This window comes from Pseudoalteromonas sp. FUC4, assembly GCF_008370255.1.
Lineage (GTDB): Bacteria > Pseudomonadota > Gammaproteobacteria > Enterobacterales > Alteromonadaceae > Pseudoalteromonas.
In genome coordinates this window covers 870,413-888,071 of sequence record NZ_SEUI01000001.1, presented here as the reverse complement: position 1 = coordinate 888,071, position 17,659 = coordinate 870,413, and the positions used below count along the sequence as shown (strand labels likewise).

The 17,659-nt window shown below is 39.2% G+C and carries 15 protein-coding genes; 2 read left to right on the top strand and 13 right to left on the bottom strand.

Annotated elements, in window-relative coordinates:
* Positions 1-45 precede the first annotated feature (45 nt).
* From EU510_RS03985 to EU510_RS03960, 6 genes are all read right to left on the bottom strand, one after another.
* Complete coding sequence (locus EU510_RS03985) at positions 46-435, bottom strand: hypothetical protein (protein WP_002960855.1); 390 nt, start codon at positions 433-435, stop codon at positions 46-48.
* A gap of 375 nt (positions 436-810) precedes the next feature.
* Positions 811-1,488, bottom strand: coding sequence for a tetratricopeptide repeat protein (locus tag EU510_RS03980; RefSeq protein ID WP_149592359.1), 678 nt, complete (start codon positions 1,486-1,488; stop codon positions 811-813).
* A complete protein-coding gene (locus EU510_RS03975) occupies positions 1,485-3,404 on the bottom strand; it encodes a pilus assembly protein N-terminal domain-containing protein (RefSeq protein ID WP_149592358.1) in 1,920 nt (639 codons plus the stop codon). Before EU510_RS03975 ends, EU510_RS03980 begins: the two co-directional genes overlap by 4 nt.
* Before the next feature lie 211 nt (positions 3,405-3,615).
* Entirely contained in the window at positions 3,616-4,188 is a 573-nt protein-coding gene (locus EU510_RS03970) for a tRNA-(ms[2]io[6]A)-hydroxylase (RefSeq protein WP_002962521.1), read from the bottom strand.
* A 47-nt stretch (positions 4,189-4,235) separates the two neighbouring features.
* A complete protein-coding gene (locus EU510_RS03965; RefSeq protein WP_149592357.1) occupies positions 4,236-4,868 on the bottom strand; it encodes a sulfotransferase in 633 nt (210 codons plus the stop codon).
* Between the two features lie 14 nt (positions 4,869-4,882).
* Positions 4,883-5,254, bottom strand: coding sequence for an MAPEG family protein (locus tag EU510_RS03960; RefSeq protein WP_002962524.1), 372 nt, complete (start codon positions 5,252-5,254; stop codon positions 4,883-4,885).
* A gap of 152 nt (positions 5,255-5,406) precedes the next feature.
* Here EU510_RS03960 and EU510_RS03955 point away from each other — a divergent pair, with 152 nt between their 5' ends.
* Positions 5,407-6,759 (top strand): DUF2254 domain-containing protein, encoded by a 1,353-nt coding sequence (locus EU510_RS03955; RefSeq protein ID WP_149592356.1) that lies wholly within the window; start codon positions 5,407-5,409, stop codon positions 6,757-6,759.
* Positions 6,760-6,762: 3 nt separating this feature from the next.
* On the opposite strand, the gene EU510_RS03950 is transcribed toward EU510_RS03955, so the two are convergent.
* The 3 genes from EU510_RS03950 to ggt form a co-directional block, all read right to left on the bottom strand.
* Complete coding sequence (locus tag EU510_RS03950) at positions 6,763-7,488, bottom strand: SIMPL domain-containing protein (RefSeq protein WP_149592355.1); 726 nt, start codon at positions 7,486-7,488, stop codon at positions 6,763-6,765.
* Between the two features lie 154 nt (positions 7,489-7,642).
* A complete protein-coding gene (locus EU510_RS03945; RefSeq protein ID WP_149592354.1) occupies positions 7,643-9,337 on the bottom strand; it encodes an NAD-dependent malic enzyme in 1,695 nt (564 codons plus the stop codon).
* A gap of 142 nt (positions 9,338-9,479) precedes the next feature.
* Complete coding sequence (ggt, locus tag EU510_RS03940) at positions 9,480-11,258, bottom strand: gamma-glutamyltransferase (protein WP_149592353.1); 1,779 nt, start codon at positions 11,256-11,258, stop codon at positions 9,480-9,482.
* Positions 11,259-11,355: 97 nt separating this feature from the next.
* Here ggt and rrtA point away from each other — a divergent pair, with 97 nt between their 5' ends.
* Positions 11,356-11,952: a rhombosortase gene (rrtA, locus tag EU510_RS03935; RefSeq protein WP_149592352.1), complete on the top strand. Its 597-nt coding sequence runs from the start codon at positions 11,356-11,358 to the stop codon at positions 11,950-11,952.
* 81 nt (positions 11,953-12,033) lie between these two features.
* Here the strand turns inward: rrtA and EU510_RS03930 are convergent, their stop codons facing one another.
* From EU510_RS03930 to purE, 4 genes are all read right to left on the bottom strand, one after another.
* Positions 12,034-14,538: a prolyl oligopeptidase family serine peptidase gene (locus EU510_RS03930; RefSeq protein WP_149592351.1), complete on the bottom strand. Its 2,505-nt coding sequence runs from the start codon at positions 14,536-14,538 to the stop codon at positions 12,034-12,036.
* Between the two features lie 132 nt (positions 14,539-14,670).
* The gene (locus EU510_RS03925) at positions 14,671-15,846 is read right to left on the bottom strand and encodes an endonuclease/exonuclease/phosphatase family protein (protein WP_149592350.1); all 1,176 of its coding nucleotides are present in this window, start codon (positions 15,844-15,846) and stop codon (positions 14,671-14,673) included.
* A 124-nt stretch (positions 15,847-15,970) separates the two neighbouring features.
* The gene (locus tag EU510_RS03920; protein WP_149592349.1) at positions 15,971-17,119 is read right to left on the bottom strand and encodes a 5-(carboxyamino)imidazole ribonucleotide synthase; all 1,149 of its coding nucleotides are present in this window, start codon (positions 17,117-17,119) and stop codon (positions 15,971-15,973) included.
* 2 nt (positions 17,120-17,121) lie between these two features.
* Complete coding sequence (gene purE, locus EU510_RS03915; protein ID WP_149592348.1) at positions 17,122-17,604, bottom strand: 5-(carboxyamino)imidazole ribonucleotide mutase; 483 nt, start codon at positions 17,602-17,604, stop codon at positions 17,122-17,124.
* Positions 17,605-17,659: the final 55 nt, after the last annotated feature.

Below are 17,659 nucleotides of genomic sequence, written 5' to 3'. Positions count from 1 at the left end.
TGGCAGTGAGCCTTAAGCTTGGTATTCAAACCTACTTACCTTGCGTTAGTTACCTTGCGAACCGCCTGCTGCTGTACGCGTTGCAGCATCACCACTTGGTGTTGCACTAATAAGTGCCGCATTTTCACTAAAGTCTGATGCAACAAAAGTGAATGAACTACCATCGCCTGCGTACACATCAACTGAATCTACAAAGCCTGAGCCAGACACTTCAGCTGTTCCTTCGGCGTTAATCATTCCGTCAAATACATAGCTTTGGTCAAGTGAGCCAATTGCTTCAGCTACATCTTCAAGTTCGCTGGTTACCGAGTCACGTAATGTAGATAAACCAATTACAAGTGCCGCTACCATTGAAGTAGAAAGAATGATTAGCTCTGACGTTAGTACAAAACCTTTTTGCTTTTTGCTATTTAAGTTATGTTTAATAGTTTTCATAATCGTAGCCTTTAAATTAGAAGAGCTTATGCTCACTTTATATATTGCGAGGAGCATGCCAACTAATAAAAACCTTTTAATACATGCGGTTAATGTATTTTTGTAATGTGCCCTTTAGCTGTTTTTACTTTTGATTTGCAAAATGCAAATCAATATTAAAAAATGATTTTTAGATACTTAATGTTAAAGATGCTCTGTTAAATTATTAAAACTAATAGGTGCTCAAAAAGGGGTTAAATATTAAAAGCGGTATTGTGGGGTAACTTATAAAACGTATGATTAGCGTAAGCTTTACTACTATTTTTGATAAATAATAAGGTGGTTTTGGCTCCTTAATATTGCCAAATTTTAGGTATAAAAAAAGGCCCGAAGGCCTTAAGAATAACAATTACCTAAAACAGAGAGTTTACCGCGCCTAGCAAGTGCTTTTTGATGCGTGGGCTCGACACGTAAAACTTGCTCATAGTAGCCACAAGCCAATAAATTATTGGTATTAGCTTCTTCAATTAGCCCTTTATGATAAAAATAGGCGGTACTATTTAAACCAAACTTAACCGAAAGCTCTAAATAGTTTGAAGCTACAACGTAGTTGCCCTGGGCATAATGTATAGAAGCCATTTGCAGGTATGGTGAAGCATGTGTACCAAAAACATCTACACCGTATTGGGCAATGCTTTTTGCTTTAGCTAAATTACCTTGCTCAATTGCTAAAGTGACTCCTAAAGTAATTGCGCTTAGCGGCGGGTTAGCTTTATTAAGTAGAGTGTTTATAACCTGTTGAGATTGATTAGCACGGCCACTTTTATAAAGTACATATGCTGATATTGAAAGTATTGCCGTGTTATCGGGGTGTTCAAGCATTAACTGATTCACCTCATGCACTAGGTTTAAACAGTTACTTGCATTAATACCTTCGCACTTTAATGGTTGGGCGTTTAATTGGTATTTATTAACTATGTCACCCAACGCGTTGTAAGGATTTACTGTTGGCTTGTAATCAATATGAGCGCAACCCGATAAAGTAAGCAGTAAAATTATATAAAGTATTTTCATAGCCCTTGCTCCTGTATATAGCTAAGTATCTGGTTGTCTATATTTGCTTGTTCCCACGAACGTAATGTATTAATTGGCTCGCGCACCAGGTTTGGAGTTACAACAATTATAAGCTCGCGGTTGTTTTCACTTTTACTGGTTGTCTCGCTTAACTTTCCTAACATGCTATTGCCGTTGCCATCAGGCACAAAGTCGTGGCTTGCGTTGTTATCGGTGCTAATTAAGCCACCAATAATAAGAGGTTGTCCGTCTTTTAAACGTGTTGATGTTTGCATGCTGCGTGTATTAAATGCACTACTGTTTAAACTGCTGCCTGTGCTTTGTGCAATTTCAGCGGTTAACGTGGTATCGGGTAATGAAATTACGGGGTTTAGATCAAGTGTTATTCTGTCTTTGTCGTCAACCATGGCGCGTACATTTAATTCAACTCCAAATGATTTAAATTCTGTACCACTAAACACCGAACCACTACTACCTTGCTGCCCGCTTGTAATTCCTGAAGGGCTATAACTTGTAGGTACGGGTACTTCTCCACCAACCTTAAATACGGCACTTTCTCCGGCTAAAACCGTGATTGTTGGGCGAGAAAGCGTTCGAGAAATACCTTCTTGTTCAAGTAATGAAAACAACATATCAATGGCAAACTGTGAGGTAGAAAGCTGTAAGTTATTAGTTAATTGACCACCAATTAATTGAAGCGCGTTTTCTATTGTTGCAGAGCCTGATTCGCGTTCAGTCATACCGTCACGACCAAACAATCCCGCTTCTTTTTCATACCCATTAGAAAGCACGCTAATATCTGGGCGCCATTGCTTTAATCTACGTTGATTTACTTCGTATAGCTGCACCGACACACGCACTTGGGGTAAATCTTCAACTTCAATGCTCGACAAAACTTTACCGCCAGCCACCGAAAGCAACGTTGCTCTTGCAATATTAGAGCTTACATTACTTAAGTTTAATCCTGAGGTAGCATCATTTATTAAGCCACCCGACTCGTTGGCAAGTACTTCAATACCTGCACTTTTATCTTGTGTTGCGCCACTCATTAAATTATTAGGATCAAGGGGAGAGCCCTGAGTTTGTAATGCTTGCTCTGGTTCGAATAATTTATTAATTGTATTTAATAAGCGCACTAGCTCTATCTGATTTTTTACAGAGCCTGACAGTAAAAATACATCGCTATCATCATTTGATAGCTCATCAACGGAGATGCGTTTAATTTTAACCTTATCTGCACCCATTGATTTAATAACTTCGCTAATACGTTCTTCTTTAGGCTTGGGTGCTTGAGTCACTTTTATTAAATTAATAATAGCGACTTTGCTCGAGTTTTGAGAGGTACCACCGTTTGTGTTACCCAACCCTTGCAAGCGTTGAGCAAGTGAATTAAACATTCCTTGGTTAGGGTTTGAGGTAATAACGGGCTGTGATGCTTGTGAGCTACTGGCGTATAGGTAGTTTTTTGCAGCCTCGTAAGCGGCATGACGGTAATTTATAGTAGGTACTTCACCGCGTAATACAACAGCATGGCGATCGGGGGCTATAGTTAGCTGCACGTCAGGGTGAATATCGTTGAGGGCATTTTCCAGTACGCTATAGTCTTCGGTAACACCAAGTAAAAATGTTTCCGAGCTTTTATCGTCGTACCACACCATCATAGATGTACGGCCTAATTTTTTAGCTAAAATTAGTAGCTCGCGACCATTAACCACGTTCACATCAAGTGTTGTTTCATGGCCAAGTGCTATACGCGAAATATCACGGGTAAACACAAAGCGAGTATGTGTCCATTTAACTAAGTGTGATACTTTTTGTACCCGCTCACCATTTGCATTTTCTATATAATCTAAATGACTTTCACTGCCCATAGCACTAAAAGATATTAGTAATAGTATAAAAGTAAATTTTAACATAAGCCTTTCCCTCAATTTGCTTAATGTATAGGTAGCAAGTATGAGACCAAACGCTTTTAGCTTTATTATCAATGCATTAATATGTGAAAAAGTGTGTTTTATTATTTTGATTCGCAAATTGCAAATCAATAATTCATGAAGGGTTTAACCAAGAAATGAGAGTAGAGGTAGATGGCGCAAAGCAAATAAAATAGCTCTGCGCTAGTTATAATTAATGCAAAGCGGCTGTAAACGGGATGCTTTCGCAGATTTTAGCTTCAGCTATAAGTAACTCTTCTAGGCGAGTATCAACTTCTTCTTTATCAAAGTATTCGTAAGCAAGTTCTACAAATAAGTTTTTATGTTTTTCTTCTGACTTGGCAATCGCAACATAAAAGTCTTTTTCTTTACCCTCAGGAAGTGCTTGTGCAACTAAAGAAAAACGTTCGTGGCCACGTGCTTCAATTACACCGCCAACCAGTAATCGGTCCATTAAAAAACCATCACGACCGTGTCTAAACAATGCACGAATTTGTTTTATGTACGGATCTTTTTTGTCGTCACCTAAGTTTACATCGCGCTCTAAAAGTAACTTAAGCACTTGTTTAAAGTGTATTAATTCTTCTAATGCTAAGTCGGTCATGGCTTTTACTAATTTACGTTTGTCTGGATAATGCGAAAGCATAGACATAGCCATACCCGATGCTTTTTTTTCTGCAGCGGCATGATCTTGTAAAAAAGTATTAAAGTCAGCAAGGACAACTTCGGTCCATTCAAATGGGGTGTGGTATTTTAATTCAAACATGTTCTGTACAACTTATATAATAATGCGGGGATTTTAACGTATTTGTTTTAAAAAATCTTGTAAGGCAGTAATTTATCTATGCGCCCTTTAGCGGTAGATTCAACTTTAAGCGGGTGTTTAATATCGTTCCATGCGGTGACTTTGCCGCCCATATTCATTTTTTCAAAATCAGCTTTGTCACTTTTTAATGCTAAAAAATTGCATAGTTTTTTGTAGCTATCGGGCTTTGCTATATCAATGGATAAAAAATCGTTGTCACGGTTATTAAAGTGCGTTTGAGCATCATTAAAATGTGTTTCATAGCAGTGAGCTAAGTAACTGTCGTCACTAATATTATTAAGCGAAAGCTCACTAAACGTATTTAAATAACAGCGCTTTATATGAATATTAAAGCCCCCGTCGCCGCGCGTTAGATTTGTGTGCATACGCGTTAAAAGCTGCTTTATGGATGGCAGCCATGCACCAAGTTCGCGCTCTAAATAAATAAACTTAGAGTCTGGGTAATGAATATCAAGCGCTTTAAAATCGTTAAATATGGGAGTGTCGGCAATCGCGCTAGCATTTTCAAAACAGGCATTAGTATACGCAGTATGCGCTGTTGTAATACCAAGCTCTAAAAATGCATGGCACACACTGGTTGTGCCGGTACGCGGTAAACCTATTATAAATATTTTGCTCATTAACTTTTCTTTAATTAACCGCGTGTTACTAGTAATACAAAGGCGCTGATAATCATGACTAAAAATGTAGTAATAGTACCTATTTGGCGGTATTTTAGGCTTTTTTCTACTATGCCTAAATTTTGAAACACACGCCCTACTAATAACGCACCACCTAATATATGGCAGTAATGGCTAGCAAGCCCTTGGTACTCTGCTAAAAAAAGCAAAATTAATGCAAATGGCACGTATTCCATAAAATTTGCGTGTGCACGCACAGCACGTTGTAGCGTTGCATTACCGTTATCACCCAGTGATATTTGCTCCGCACGGCGCACTTTTATTACGTTAAAACTCAAATAAATGTAAAAGAATGCGAGTAATGCTGCATAAGTTGAAATGATCACGGCGTTTTCCTGTTATTTTTATCGCATAAAAATGCGCTCTATTATTGTGGGCGTGATAATAACACATAAATTTGAGCAGCATTATCAGAAGTTTAATAATTGCCTATGCTAAGCTAGCGGTATTAAGTTAGTAGAAAATACATAAGGATTTTATGTTTGTACCTCGCAAAGTAGCCGACAGTTACCGTGAAATGATTAACAGTATTGGCTTTTACCCTTCTATGCTTTCAGTGGGCTTTTTGGTATTTGCCATTATTACTATGTCGGTTGAATATTTAGCACCTGTTGAGCAGCTAAAGTCATTTATATCGGTTGTACTTGTAGATAGCGCAGAAAACGCACGTACTATTTTAAGCACCTTAGCAGGCAGCATTATTTCGCTTACCGTGTTTAGTTTTTCAATGGTAATGGTGGTTTTAAATTCGGCCAGCGCGAGTTTATCGCCTCGCGTAGTCCCTGGGCTTATTACGCGTAAATCACATCAAATGGTTTTGGGTTTTTATTTAGGCAGCATAATTTACTCAATTATTATGCTTATAAATATTAATAAGCTTGAAGGTGGCAGTACGGCTATTCCTTCAATTGGTGTATTGTTCGCCCTTATTTTTGGCTTGATTTCATTGGGCCTGTTTGTATTTTTTATACATTCAATTTCACGTGCTATTCAAGTTGATAACGTGTTAAATGGCTTATTTAGCCAAACTAAAAACGAAATTAAAACAATAATACTAAGACAACAAGAAAACCCAGTTGAAGACTTTCCAGACTTTAGCAAATGGCATTCGGTTAGCAGTAAAACAGAAGGATATTACAAAGGAGTACATACCGATAAGCTGTGCGCTATTTTGGCAGAGCAAGATATAAAGGTGTACATATCTGTAAACCAAGGCTATTTTACAGTTAAAGGGTATCCGTTTTTAAAATGTAATAAAGACATAGCAAACGATGAAGAGCTGATTAATAAAATTCTCGACTGCTTTATTTTTTATATAGAAGAGTACATTAGCGACCATTACCGTTATGGATTAACGCAAATATCAGAAATTGCGGTTAAGGCAATGAGTCCAGGCATAAACGATCCCGGTACTGCGGTTAAATCAATTGATATGCTGAGTATTTTACTTATTCAACGACTTTCAATTAACGATATTAACTACTCGTTTAAGCACAGTGATAATGCCCCATTGTTATACCTTCATGAAACAAGCTTTGATGAGTTATTACACGACAACTTTACACCGCTGCGTAATTACGCCAAAGGCGATGCATACGTAATGACAAACGTGCTTGAGGCATTTAAAAATATTTTGTTTGTTGCCCATAAAGATACCGATGCACGAAACAGTTTATTTAATTATTTAAATGCAATTGTTGATGACATAAACGAGCATGTAACTAATGAATACGACAGACGCGAAGTGACTAATATGCTCAACTCTATAGCACGTATTAGCCAGGAGCAAGGTGAGAAGTTGGTGGCACGTTTTGAGCACCACCAAAATTAAAGTTTAATCTATGTAGTAAACAGCATAGCTTGACGCTGTTACTTTAATCTCTCCAGCATGGTAGGCATCAGGTACATAGTTACTTGGTGCGCTATCAGCCATCATTACTTTTTCTGCGCGCATGTAAGGCTGCGACTGCACATTAAGTGGACTCAGTGATGCGCTGTACAACCCTTTTAAATCAACGCCATAATCTTCACTAAACTCTTTTGCTGCATCCCGTGCGTCTTTAATTGCTAACTTTTGCGCTTTTTTATGTAGCTCGTTGTAGTTACTTGCTAAAAATTGTGTTTGATTAATTTGGTTAATGCTGTTGTTAACTAAGCTTTGTAGTAACTCTGGGTATTTATTTATATCGCTGAGTTTTACTGTTAACGTACGAGAAACTTTAAAACCTTTAAATTCTTGATTACCGGTAGTGCGGTTGTATTGGCTATCACGGTTTATTGAAATTTGCCCTGCGTTTATATCGCCTTTTTTAACACCAATTTCTTTTACGAGCTTAATTGCCTTGGCGATAGTTAAGTCGGTTTTATTTTTAGCTGCAATTAAGTCTTTATCAACTTCGGTAATACCTACACTAAGCTGTACGTAATCTGGCATTGTAGTAAGAGTCGCTTCGCCCTTAACATAAATATGAGGAGCATCGGGAGTCGCTGCCGCAAGTGCATCAAAGCTAAGTACGTTTAAAGCCAGTGCACTACCTAAAACAAGAGTCAGTGTTTTCATTAAGTCGATCCTTTAATTATATAAAAGCAAGTAAACACCGTACGTGGTTAATTAAATATGAACAAGCACAAAAAAACAGGCAATTGCCTGTTTTTTGTTAAGCGTTGTAACTAATGCTATTACACCATCTACTTAAAATTACGTATAAACGTTACTAAACACTACAACGTTTATAGTTACGGTATTTTGGTAACCAGTAATTCTTGTCTATTGCTGCCCATAATGCATCATCCGTAATCTCAAGAGCAACGCCCTCTTCGATTGCTTTTTTAGCGATGGCAAATGCAATACGTTTGCTTAGCGTTTCAATTTCAGTCAAGGCTGGTAATAAACTACCTTTACCTGTGTTTGCACGCGGCGACGACTCTGCAAGCATTTCGCTAGACACACTTAACATAGCATCAGTAATGCGTGTCGCTTTAGCGGCAATAACACCTAAACCAATACCCGGGAAAATATAACTGTTGTTACATTGTGGAATTGGGAACGTTTCGCCATTGTACTCAACCGGATCAAATGGGCTACCTGTAGCAACAAGTGCTTTACCGTCAGTCCACTTAATCACATCAGCAGGATGCGCTTCTACTTGCTTAGATGGATTACTTAATGGGAAAATAATTGGCTGTTCACAACCGGCATGCATAGCGCGTATTACTTGTTCTGTAAATAAGCCAGGTTGACCAGAAACACCAATTAGAATGTCAGGTTCAGCACAGTGCATAACATCAAGAAGTGATGCGTATTCACCGCTGTATGTCCAATCACTTAAAGAGCCTTTAGGTTGTGCAAGTGCTTGTTGGAAATCGCGTAAGCCTTCCATACCCTCACTAAGCAAACCAAAACGGTCAACCATAAATACTTGGCTACGCGCTTGAGCTTCTGAAATACCTTCAAAAACCATTTGGCTAATAATTTGCTCAGCAATACCACAACCAGCAGAGCCTGCACCCACAAAAACTACTTTTTGCTGGCTTAGGGTTGAATTTTTAACACGACACGCAGCAAGTAAAGAACCGACCGTTACAGCCGCAGTACCTTGAATGTCATCGTTAAAGCTACAAATTTCATTGCGGTAGCGCTTAAGTAACGGCATTGCATTTGGTTGTGCAAAATCTTCAAACTGAAGTAATACATTTGGCCAGCGACGTTTAACTGCTTTAATGAATAAATCTAAAAACTCATCATATTCGTCTTGAGCAATACGCTTATGGCGTGCGCCCATGTACATAGGATCGTTTAAAAGCTTTTCGTTATTAGTACCTACATCAAGCATTACAGGCAATGTGTATGCTGGGCTTATACCACCGCACGCTGTGTAAAGTGACAATTTACCAATTGGAATACCCATGCCACCAATACCCTGATCGCCTAGGCCTAAAATACGCTCGCCATCGGTTACAACAATAACTTTTACTTTACCTTTGGTAGCGTTGCGTAAAATGTCGTCAATTTGGTAGCGATCTTCATACGAAATAAATAAGCCACGCGCGCTGCGATAAATGTCTGAGAATTTTTCACAAGCGTCGCCAACTGTAGGCGTGTAAATGATTGGCATCATTTCTTCAAGGTGGTCACGCACTAAACGGTAGTAAAGTGTTTCGTTGTTATCTTGAATCGCACGTAAGTAAATATGCTTATTAAGGTTGTCGGTAAAGCTAGAATACTGCTGATAACAACGCTCAACTTGCTCTTCTATTGTTTCAAAGCGAGGAGGAAGTAAACCAGCAAGATTGAAATTTTCGCGTTCTTTTTTACTAAAGGCGCTGCCTTTATTTAATAGCGGTGTTTCAATTAGGCCAGGGCCAGAATGATGAATATATAAGTAGTTAGGATCAGTATTAGTTGTCATATTTCCAGGCTTTAACGGAGTCTTAAGTTATGATCTGTCATTATCAGTGTTAGAGGTTTAATTGCAACGACAATTAAGCTAGTCAGACCATTGAGAGAAAATACATGCGGGCTTCACTGCCCGCATGTATATTATACATAATTTAAAATTTGATAGTGGCGTTATTATCAGTTAAATCAGATAACGCAACACCTTCACGGCGCGGATCAGCGCCACCATATAAGGTATTATTTTTAACTTCAACTGCGTGTAAGCCTGAGTTTAAATCAATAATACGTACATTGTGGCCGCGCTTGGTAAGTGCAGGCGCAATGGCTTCAATGGCTGTGCCTTTTTCAAGGCTGGTGTAATCGTTACGATTTGTTGTACGCGGTAAGTTAATAGCGTCTTGCGCTGATAAATTCCAGTCAATAACACCCACAACAACTTGTGCAACGTAATCTATGATACGGCTACCACCAGGTGAGCCTACGATTAAGCGTAAGCTGCCATCTTTATTAAATACCATTACCGGTGACATAGAACTACGCGGGCGTTTACCAGCCTCTACACGGTTTGCTACAAGCTTGCCATTTTTACGTGGCGATAACGAAAAGTCAGTTAGTTGGTTATTTAAAATAAAGCCATTAACCATAACCGTAGAGCCAAACGCCATTTCAATTGAACTGGTCATCGAAACAGCATTACCTTTACTATCTACAATAGAGACATGCGAAGTAGAAGGTAACTCGTATGAATCATCCATTGCATAACTTAAATACCCTACAGGATTACCTGCTACCGCTTTTTGGTCTGTTTCGGTAATTAATTTAGCGCGTGAGGCAATATACTCTTTGTTTAAGAGCTCTTGTGTAGGTACTTGAGTAAAGTCGGGATCGCCCATGTACATATCGCGATCGGCAAATGCAATACGTGAAGCTTGGCTAAAGTAATGAATCGCTTTTTCGCCATTTGGCTTAAGTGCACTCATGTCTTTATGTTCAAGTAGACCAAGCATTTGTAGCACTGCTACACCGCCACTACTTGGTGGCGCCATAGAACAAACGTTATAAGCACGGTATTGTATACATACCGCATCGCGTTCTTTACTTTTGTAATCTGCTAAATCTTGCACACTTAATTTACCAGGGGCAACTTTAGAGTGCTGTACAGCATTAACCATTTGTTTAGCGTTTTCGCCTTTGTAAAATGCATCAATGCCTTGCTTTGCAATGTCTTTGTATAAATCAGCAAGTGGTTGATTTTTTTTAACACTACCCGCTTCAATTAATTTACCGTTCGGGTAAAAGTATTCGTTAATAATCGGCATACTCAATACGCCTGGGTTTAACTGGCGTGCTAATAAGCCATGTAAACGCGGCGAAATTACAAAGCCTTGCTCTGCAAGTTCAATAGCCGGTTTAAAAAGCGCTTCCCACGGCAATGTACCGTATTGTTTATGCGCGCTTGCAAAGGCATGTAAAATACCAGGCACACCAACAGAGCGTCCGCCTACTACAGCTTCAATCCATTTAACGGCTTTACCGTGCTTATCTAAAAACAGTGTTTCGTCTGCATTTGCAGGTGCTGTTTCGCGGCCATCAAAACTAGTCAGCTTATTGTTTGCTTTGTTGTAGTACATCATAAATGTACCACCGCCAATACCAGATGATTGCGGCTCAACTAAAGTAAGCACTAGTTGAGTAGCAATGGCAGCATCTACGGCACTGCCGCCTTGGGCTAAAATTTGTTGACCGGCTCTTGAGGCATATGGATTTGCCGCAGCTACCATGTATTTATCACCTTGCACTACTTTTTTATGGATTAATCCGGTAGCGGCTTCAGGTTCGCGAGTTTCAATTTGAGTTGCTTGCTGTGCAAATGAAGGCAGTGATACTGCGCACAGTCCAATGGCAAATAATGAGTTAAGTTTAAAATGCATAAAAATACTAAAAACACTTAATTACGTAGTTGTATTTGGCATCTTAAAGTTAAACGGGCACAATATGCAAAAATTTTGACTAAAAAAATATAATAAAATGCTTAATTTACCTATTCAACCTCGTTATATATTACCGCCTATTATTCTGATGCTATTTAGTACCATTTTTGCTGCATTTGATTTAAATAATTTACTTGAATTTAACCGAAGCCTAATTGATGAAGGCGAACTGTGGCGAATTTTTTCTAGCCAATTTGTTCATGCTAATTGGGCTCATTTTGGACTAAATGCCAGTGGTGTTTTACTAATATGGCTTTTACATGGCGAATACACATCACCTACTCGCTACGCTTTTAATACAAGTGCGCTGGCGCTGTGGTGTGGATTCGGTGTTTACTGGTTTTGCCCAAACATAAATATTTACACTGGATTGAGTGCTCTATTGCATGGCGTAATTATTTGGGGGGCAGTTAAAGATATAACCGTAGGGCTTAAATCGGGTTATTTATTATTTGTAGGCGTATGGATTAAAATAGCGTTTGAGCAATTTAGCGGCCCAAATGCTGATATAGGAAAACTTATTAACTCCACTGTTGCTATTGACGCACATTTAATTGGTGTAATTGGCGGAACTCTGCTTGCCATACCACTGGCTATAGAGCTCCTTAAAAAGAACTTTAAAAAGAAAAAATAAAGTTAGGTTTTGTTCAATCCAATAAAAACGCCGCATTGGTTAATTAACCCAATGCGGCGTTTTTGTTTTTATAATTAAAGATTAAAGCGTTTCTTTAAATAACTTATGAATACGGCGGTATTCGTCTAACCAGCTTGAAGGCTGTACAAAGCCATGAGGTTCAACTGGGAATATGGCTGTTTCAAAGTTTTGTTTTTCAAGCTCTATTAAGCGCTGTACTAAACGCACTGAGTCTTGAAAAAACACGTTATCGTCAACCATTGGAGCATTAATGAGTAAACGTTTGTTTAAACCCTCAGCGTAATAAATTGGCGAGCTGCGCTCATACGCAATCGGGTCAACATCAGGATGGTTCAATATATTAGCCGTGTAGCCTGTGTTGTAATGTGCCCAATCGGTAACAGGTCTAAGTGCCGCACCCGATTGAAACAACTCTGGTGCTGTAAATAAGGCCATAAAGGTCATAAAGCCGCCGTATGAGCCACCATAAGTGCCGACTGCTTTGGTATCAACATTGGCATTTTGCGCCATCCATTTAACGCCATCGGCTAAATCTTGTGTTTCAGGCGTTCCCATTTGACGATAAATTGCAGTACGCCAATCACGGCCGTAACCTTTAGATGCGCGGTAATCCATATCCATTACTATGTAACCTTCATCAGCGAGCAATGAATGGAACATAAATTCACGAAAATAAACCGAAAACCCCATGTGTGAGTTTTGTAAGTAACCCGCACCGTGGTTAAAAATAACTGCTTTGCGATTTTTACCTACTTCACCTTCTACGTAATCAGCTGGGTAGTACACTTTTGCGTATATTGGTTGTTCGGTATGGCTTGATGGCACGGCAACAATTTTAGGGGCTGTTAGCTTTTTAGCTAAAAACTCATCCGACACTGTGTGCGTTAAGCGCGTTGCTTTTGCATTGGCTTTAGCGTCTGCTACATAAAGCTCATTAGGCATAGTAATTGTTGAGTGCTTAAGGAGTAACTTGCTTTCATCTGGGCTTAACGTGTAGTCAGTCATGCCGTTTAAGTCGGTAACTTGCTCACTTTTACCAGTTTGCGGGTTAACGCGGTAAATTTCGTAAAGGCCAGGATGCTCAACATTCGCTTTGTAATAAATAGCGCTGTCGTCGCTAGTAAGCGTTAAATTAGAAACCTCAAATTGGCCTTGTGTTAGCGCAGTTGCACTACCATTAATTGGTTTTTTATAAAGCTGGCTGTAACCCGACTCTTCCGAAAGGTAATAAAGCGTGTTTGAGCTATGTAACCACCCAAAGTCGTTAAATGCGTAAGCAATCCATGCATCGTCATGTAGGCGATGTTGCGAGACAAGTTTGTTGTTTTTAAAATCAACGGTAGCAAGCCAGCGGTCTTTGTTGTCCCATGCTTCTAGCATGACAGCTACTTGCGAGCCGTCATCATTCCATACTATTGGGCTTTGCTCAAAACCCCAGTCCATAATAAGGTTAATGCCACGAAGCGCCTTTTTAGACTTATATGTTTTACCTTCACGTGCATAATTTTCTTTTTTAACTGCGGCTAAAACATCTTCGTCAAAACCCGGTAAGGTATTAAAGCTAAGTGATGTTTGTTCTTTGTTAGTTAAATTGATGTAGACAAGCTTTGAGGTTTCTTCTTTAGCATCTGCTACACGTCGGCGTGCTTTTTTAGGCTCTATTGTCGCGTCATTTGTAATGTAGTTAGGCATAATATCGCCATCACCGCGCCAATCTGTTTGCTTTTGTACAACAACTAATAACGCATCACCATTTGGCGAAAGCTGTGCCTCTGCCACTTTATTACCATCACCTAAGTAGTAAGCCGTATTAGCAATTGAATCGTTTTGTTCATTAATTTGCTCGTTGCGTGCTTGCTTGTCTTTTTTATTTTTTTGTTGAAGCGCCACAAATTTAATTAGTTTATGCTGCTCTTTAGCAATATACGTGCTTGGCTCTTCAACCCCTTTTGGCTCATCAGTAAGTTTTAAGTTAGCAAGCTCGCTCGTTAAGCCTGTATTAAAATCAACTTTAAAAAAAACATTGCCTTGGCGGTAAACTAAATCACCATTATTTAAAAATTGTGGTTTAGACTCGCTTGCTGATGTCGCTGTAATTTGCTTAAGTTCACCCGTTTTTAGGTTTTTAACAAACACATTACCTTTAAATGTGTAGGCCGCCATTGTTTTATTTTTTGAATAAACGGCTTTATTAGAACCCACAGTATGAAGTTTATTAAGAGCTACTTGCTCTGCTGTTTGGCTAGTAACAGATTGGCTAAATAAATTGCGTAGTGTATTACCTTGCTCTTTTTGAGCATAAATAATAGTAGCCGAATCACTAGCCCAGTAAGCACGCTCTGGTTGATTGCCCATCCAGTCTGGATCGGCCATTGCTTGTTCTAGCGTTATTTTTTGTGAGCCGATATCTGCTGGCGTGTTTACAACCGCAGCAACCTTGGTTGCTGGTAAAGCATTTTGTTGTGTTGAAGAAGTGTTAGCAGTTGCGCTACAACCTGCAAGCATTACACTTGAGGCAACAGCTAAGGCCACTAACGTTTTAGATGAAGAAAAATTAAAAATCATAGTGCTTCTATACGGTTATTATAATTAAGCCGTATTTAAGCAGAAGCACTCAAGTTATTGCAATTTTTTAAGATAAATAGCCATTAAATAGGGTAAAGCTCAGTTTACTAATGCCCCCTTTATTAGTGGACGCTATTCAACTATTAAATCAAGCCACACCAGTCGGTGATCGCTTGAAGCATTTCTGTCTTTAATTAAACGATATTCATCGCTAGTTTTAGTTGGCCAAAACACCCCACCGCTCTTAATTTTTAAACCATAGTTTGACGGTAAAACGTAATCAACACGCGCTTGCCAATTAGCACTGTAATTTTGTGCATAAGGTTCATCGTATTGCTCTTTAGCACCTTCACTTTTTGGAACAAATTGAGCGTTAATAAGTAGGTTTTTAAGCAGTTGGTCGGTGGTATTAGTACGCGCTTTATCGCCCTCAGGGGCTGCATTTAAATCGCCTAAAATAACAAAACGAGAGTAAGTTTTTAAACCGCCCTTTTCGCCTTTATCGTCGTAAATATACTTGGCGTTTGAAACGTAATCAGCAATTAACCTTACTTCATCGTGGTTACGCTTGCCGTTTCTATCCTCTTCACCGTCAAATACTGGCGGTGTTGGATGAGATGCAATAACATGAATGGTTTTATCATTTACGTTAATAGGTAAATCCCAAAATGATTTAGAGCTAAGTCTAAGTGCTTGCCATTCTTGTGCGTTATACCAGTTTTCACCTGTGTTAGGCATTACGGGCATTTGTGCATTTGGCATGTCTTTATATTTAAAGGTTTGAAGAGTTCTTACTTTATCAAAATCGATTGGGTATTTTGACAAAATAGCCATACCGTAATGGCCTTCAAAAAAGCCAAAGCCTTGTGCATCGCCCATCATGCCATTTTTTTTGCCATCATTATCTAAATCAAACTCGGTAGCTAGGCCTGTATTTACCGGGGCTATATAAGAGTAAGGGTAGTTAATAGCCGCTTGTTTTTGCTGACCTACATTTAAAAAGTGTTTATTAAAGTATTCAATACCCTGCTCTTTTGGGATGTAATCAAATTCGTTAAGTAAAATAATGTCAGGGCGAACACGTTGAATAATTTCGGCTATGTTTTTAATTTGCTGGTGGTTTGCTTTAAGTGCGTTAACTAAAGCATCACTTTTAATTTGCTCACCTTTAGGCGTGTGATTAGTTGCATCCATACTTACATTAAATGTAGCAACACGAAGAGAGTCTGATGCAAATGCACTGTTACTAAAAAAAGTACTAAAAGAAGCGGCAACAAGTAGTGCGCTATAAATTGCTTTAAGTTTCATTAAATAATTTCACTGTAAAATTTTAGACTCAATCATTATTCCACAAACTGGGTATCCACGCGCCTTTTTTAAACATAAAAAAGCCGAGCAAGCTCGGCATTTAATAAAACGAGTATTTAGCCGTTTAATGAAGGATTAAATTAGCTGCCGCTTTTAAAATACCTGGGTAGTCTTTCTCAGGTAAATATTCAGTAAGCTCGCCTAATTTATCTGCTAGGTCGTTCATGCTAGTGGCCGATACGTTTATATGGCCCATTTTACGACCTGGTTTTGCAGTTTTACCATACCAATGGCTAGTCACATCTGCGTATTTTAGTACGTCAGCTGGAATACTAGGTAGCCCTAGTACGTTTATCATCGCGGTAATGTGTTTAAGCTCTGTATTACCAAGCGGTAAACCTGCAACAGCACGCATGTGGTTTTCAAACTGCGAACAGTGACAACCTTGCTGCGTCCAATGGCCTGAGTTATGTACACGCGGTGCAATTTCGTTAACGAGTAACGTGCCTTGTACATCAAAAAACTCAATAGCTAGTACGCCAACATAGTTAAGTTCGTTTGCTATTTTAGTAAATGCATCGTTTGCTTGAGCTTCAACGCTGCGATTGTTTTTACCAGCAATAGATAACGTTAACACACCATTTGTGTGCTCGTTTTCTGTTAGCGGATAAATAGCAACATTACCGTGTTTATCGCGCGCACCAATAATAGATACTTCACGATCAAACGGGATCATTTTTTCAGCAATAATTGTATGTGGCGCAAGCTCTGTGCCTGATGCAATAAAATCAGCCATTTGTGACCAAATTTCGTCTATTTGATCATCTGACTTTAATCGCCATTGACCTTTTCCATCGTAACCCGCTTGGCATGTTTTAATAACAAGTGGCTTACCTAAGGTTTTAACAGCGTGTTCAAGGTGCGCTTTTTCAGTAATTAATTGGTACGGCGCACAAGTTACATTTGTTTTATCAAGCAATGCCTTTTCAAGAGCACGATCGCCACCGGTTTTAATAGCAGCTTTTCCTGGGTAAAACTTATTGCTGTTGCAGCAAAGTGTTAGTACGTCATCAGGGATGTGCTCAAACTCAGCAGTAATTGCATCTGCGTTTGATATTGCTTGCTCAAGTGATGTGGTATAAACCTCGCCAGTTAGCGGGTGCATAATTTGCTTGCTGCCTACATCGTACGCCACTACGTTTAAGTTAAGTGGTGCGCCTGCAAGGCTCATCATACGTGCAAGTTGCCCTGCACCTAATATTAAAATATTCATTATTACTCTGCAGGGTTTGGATTAGCTAATATAGTGTCGGTTTGCGCTTTACGAAACGCTTCAATTTTTGTAAAAATTTCTGAATTTTGACATCCTAAAATTTGTGCAGCTAATAAACCCGCGTTTGCTGCGCCCGGCTCACCAATTGCAAGCGTACCTACTGCAACACCTTTAGGCATTTGGCAAATAGATAAAAGTGAATCAACACCATTCAATGCTTTTGATTTTACAGGTACGCCAAGTACAGGAAGCGACGTAAAAGCAGCTGCCATACCTGGTAAGTGTGCTGCGCCGCCAGCGCCAGCAATAATAACTTTAATGCCACGTTCTGCGGCTGAACTTGCGTAATCAGCAAGTAATTGAGGAGTGCGGTGTGCAGACACGACTTTGGTTTCGTACTTAATGCCAAAATGCTCTAGCATGAGTGCTGCATGTTCCATGGTTGGCCAATCTGATTTAGAACCCATAATAATGCCAACAGTCATAAATACTCCTCAGTAATGTATTTTAAAAATAGCGGACTTATGTCCGGTTTTAGGC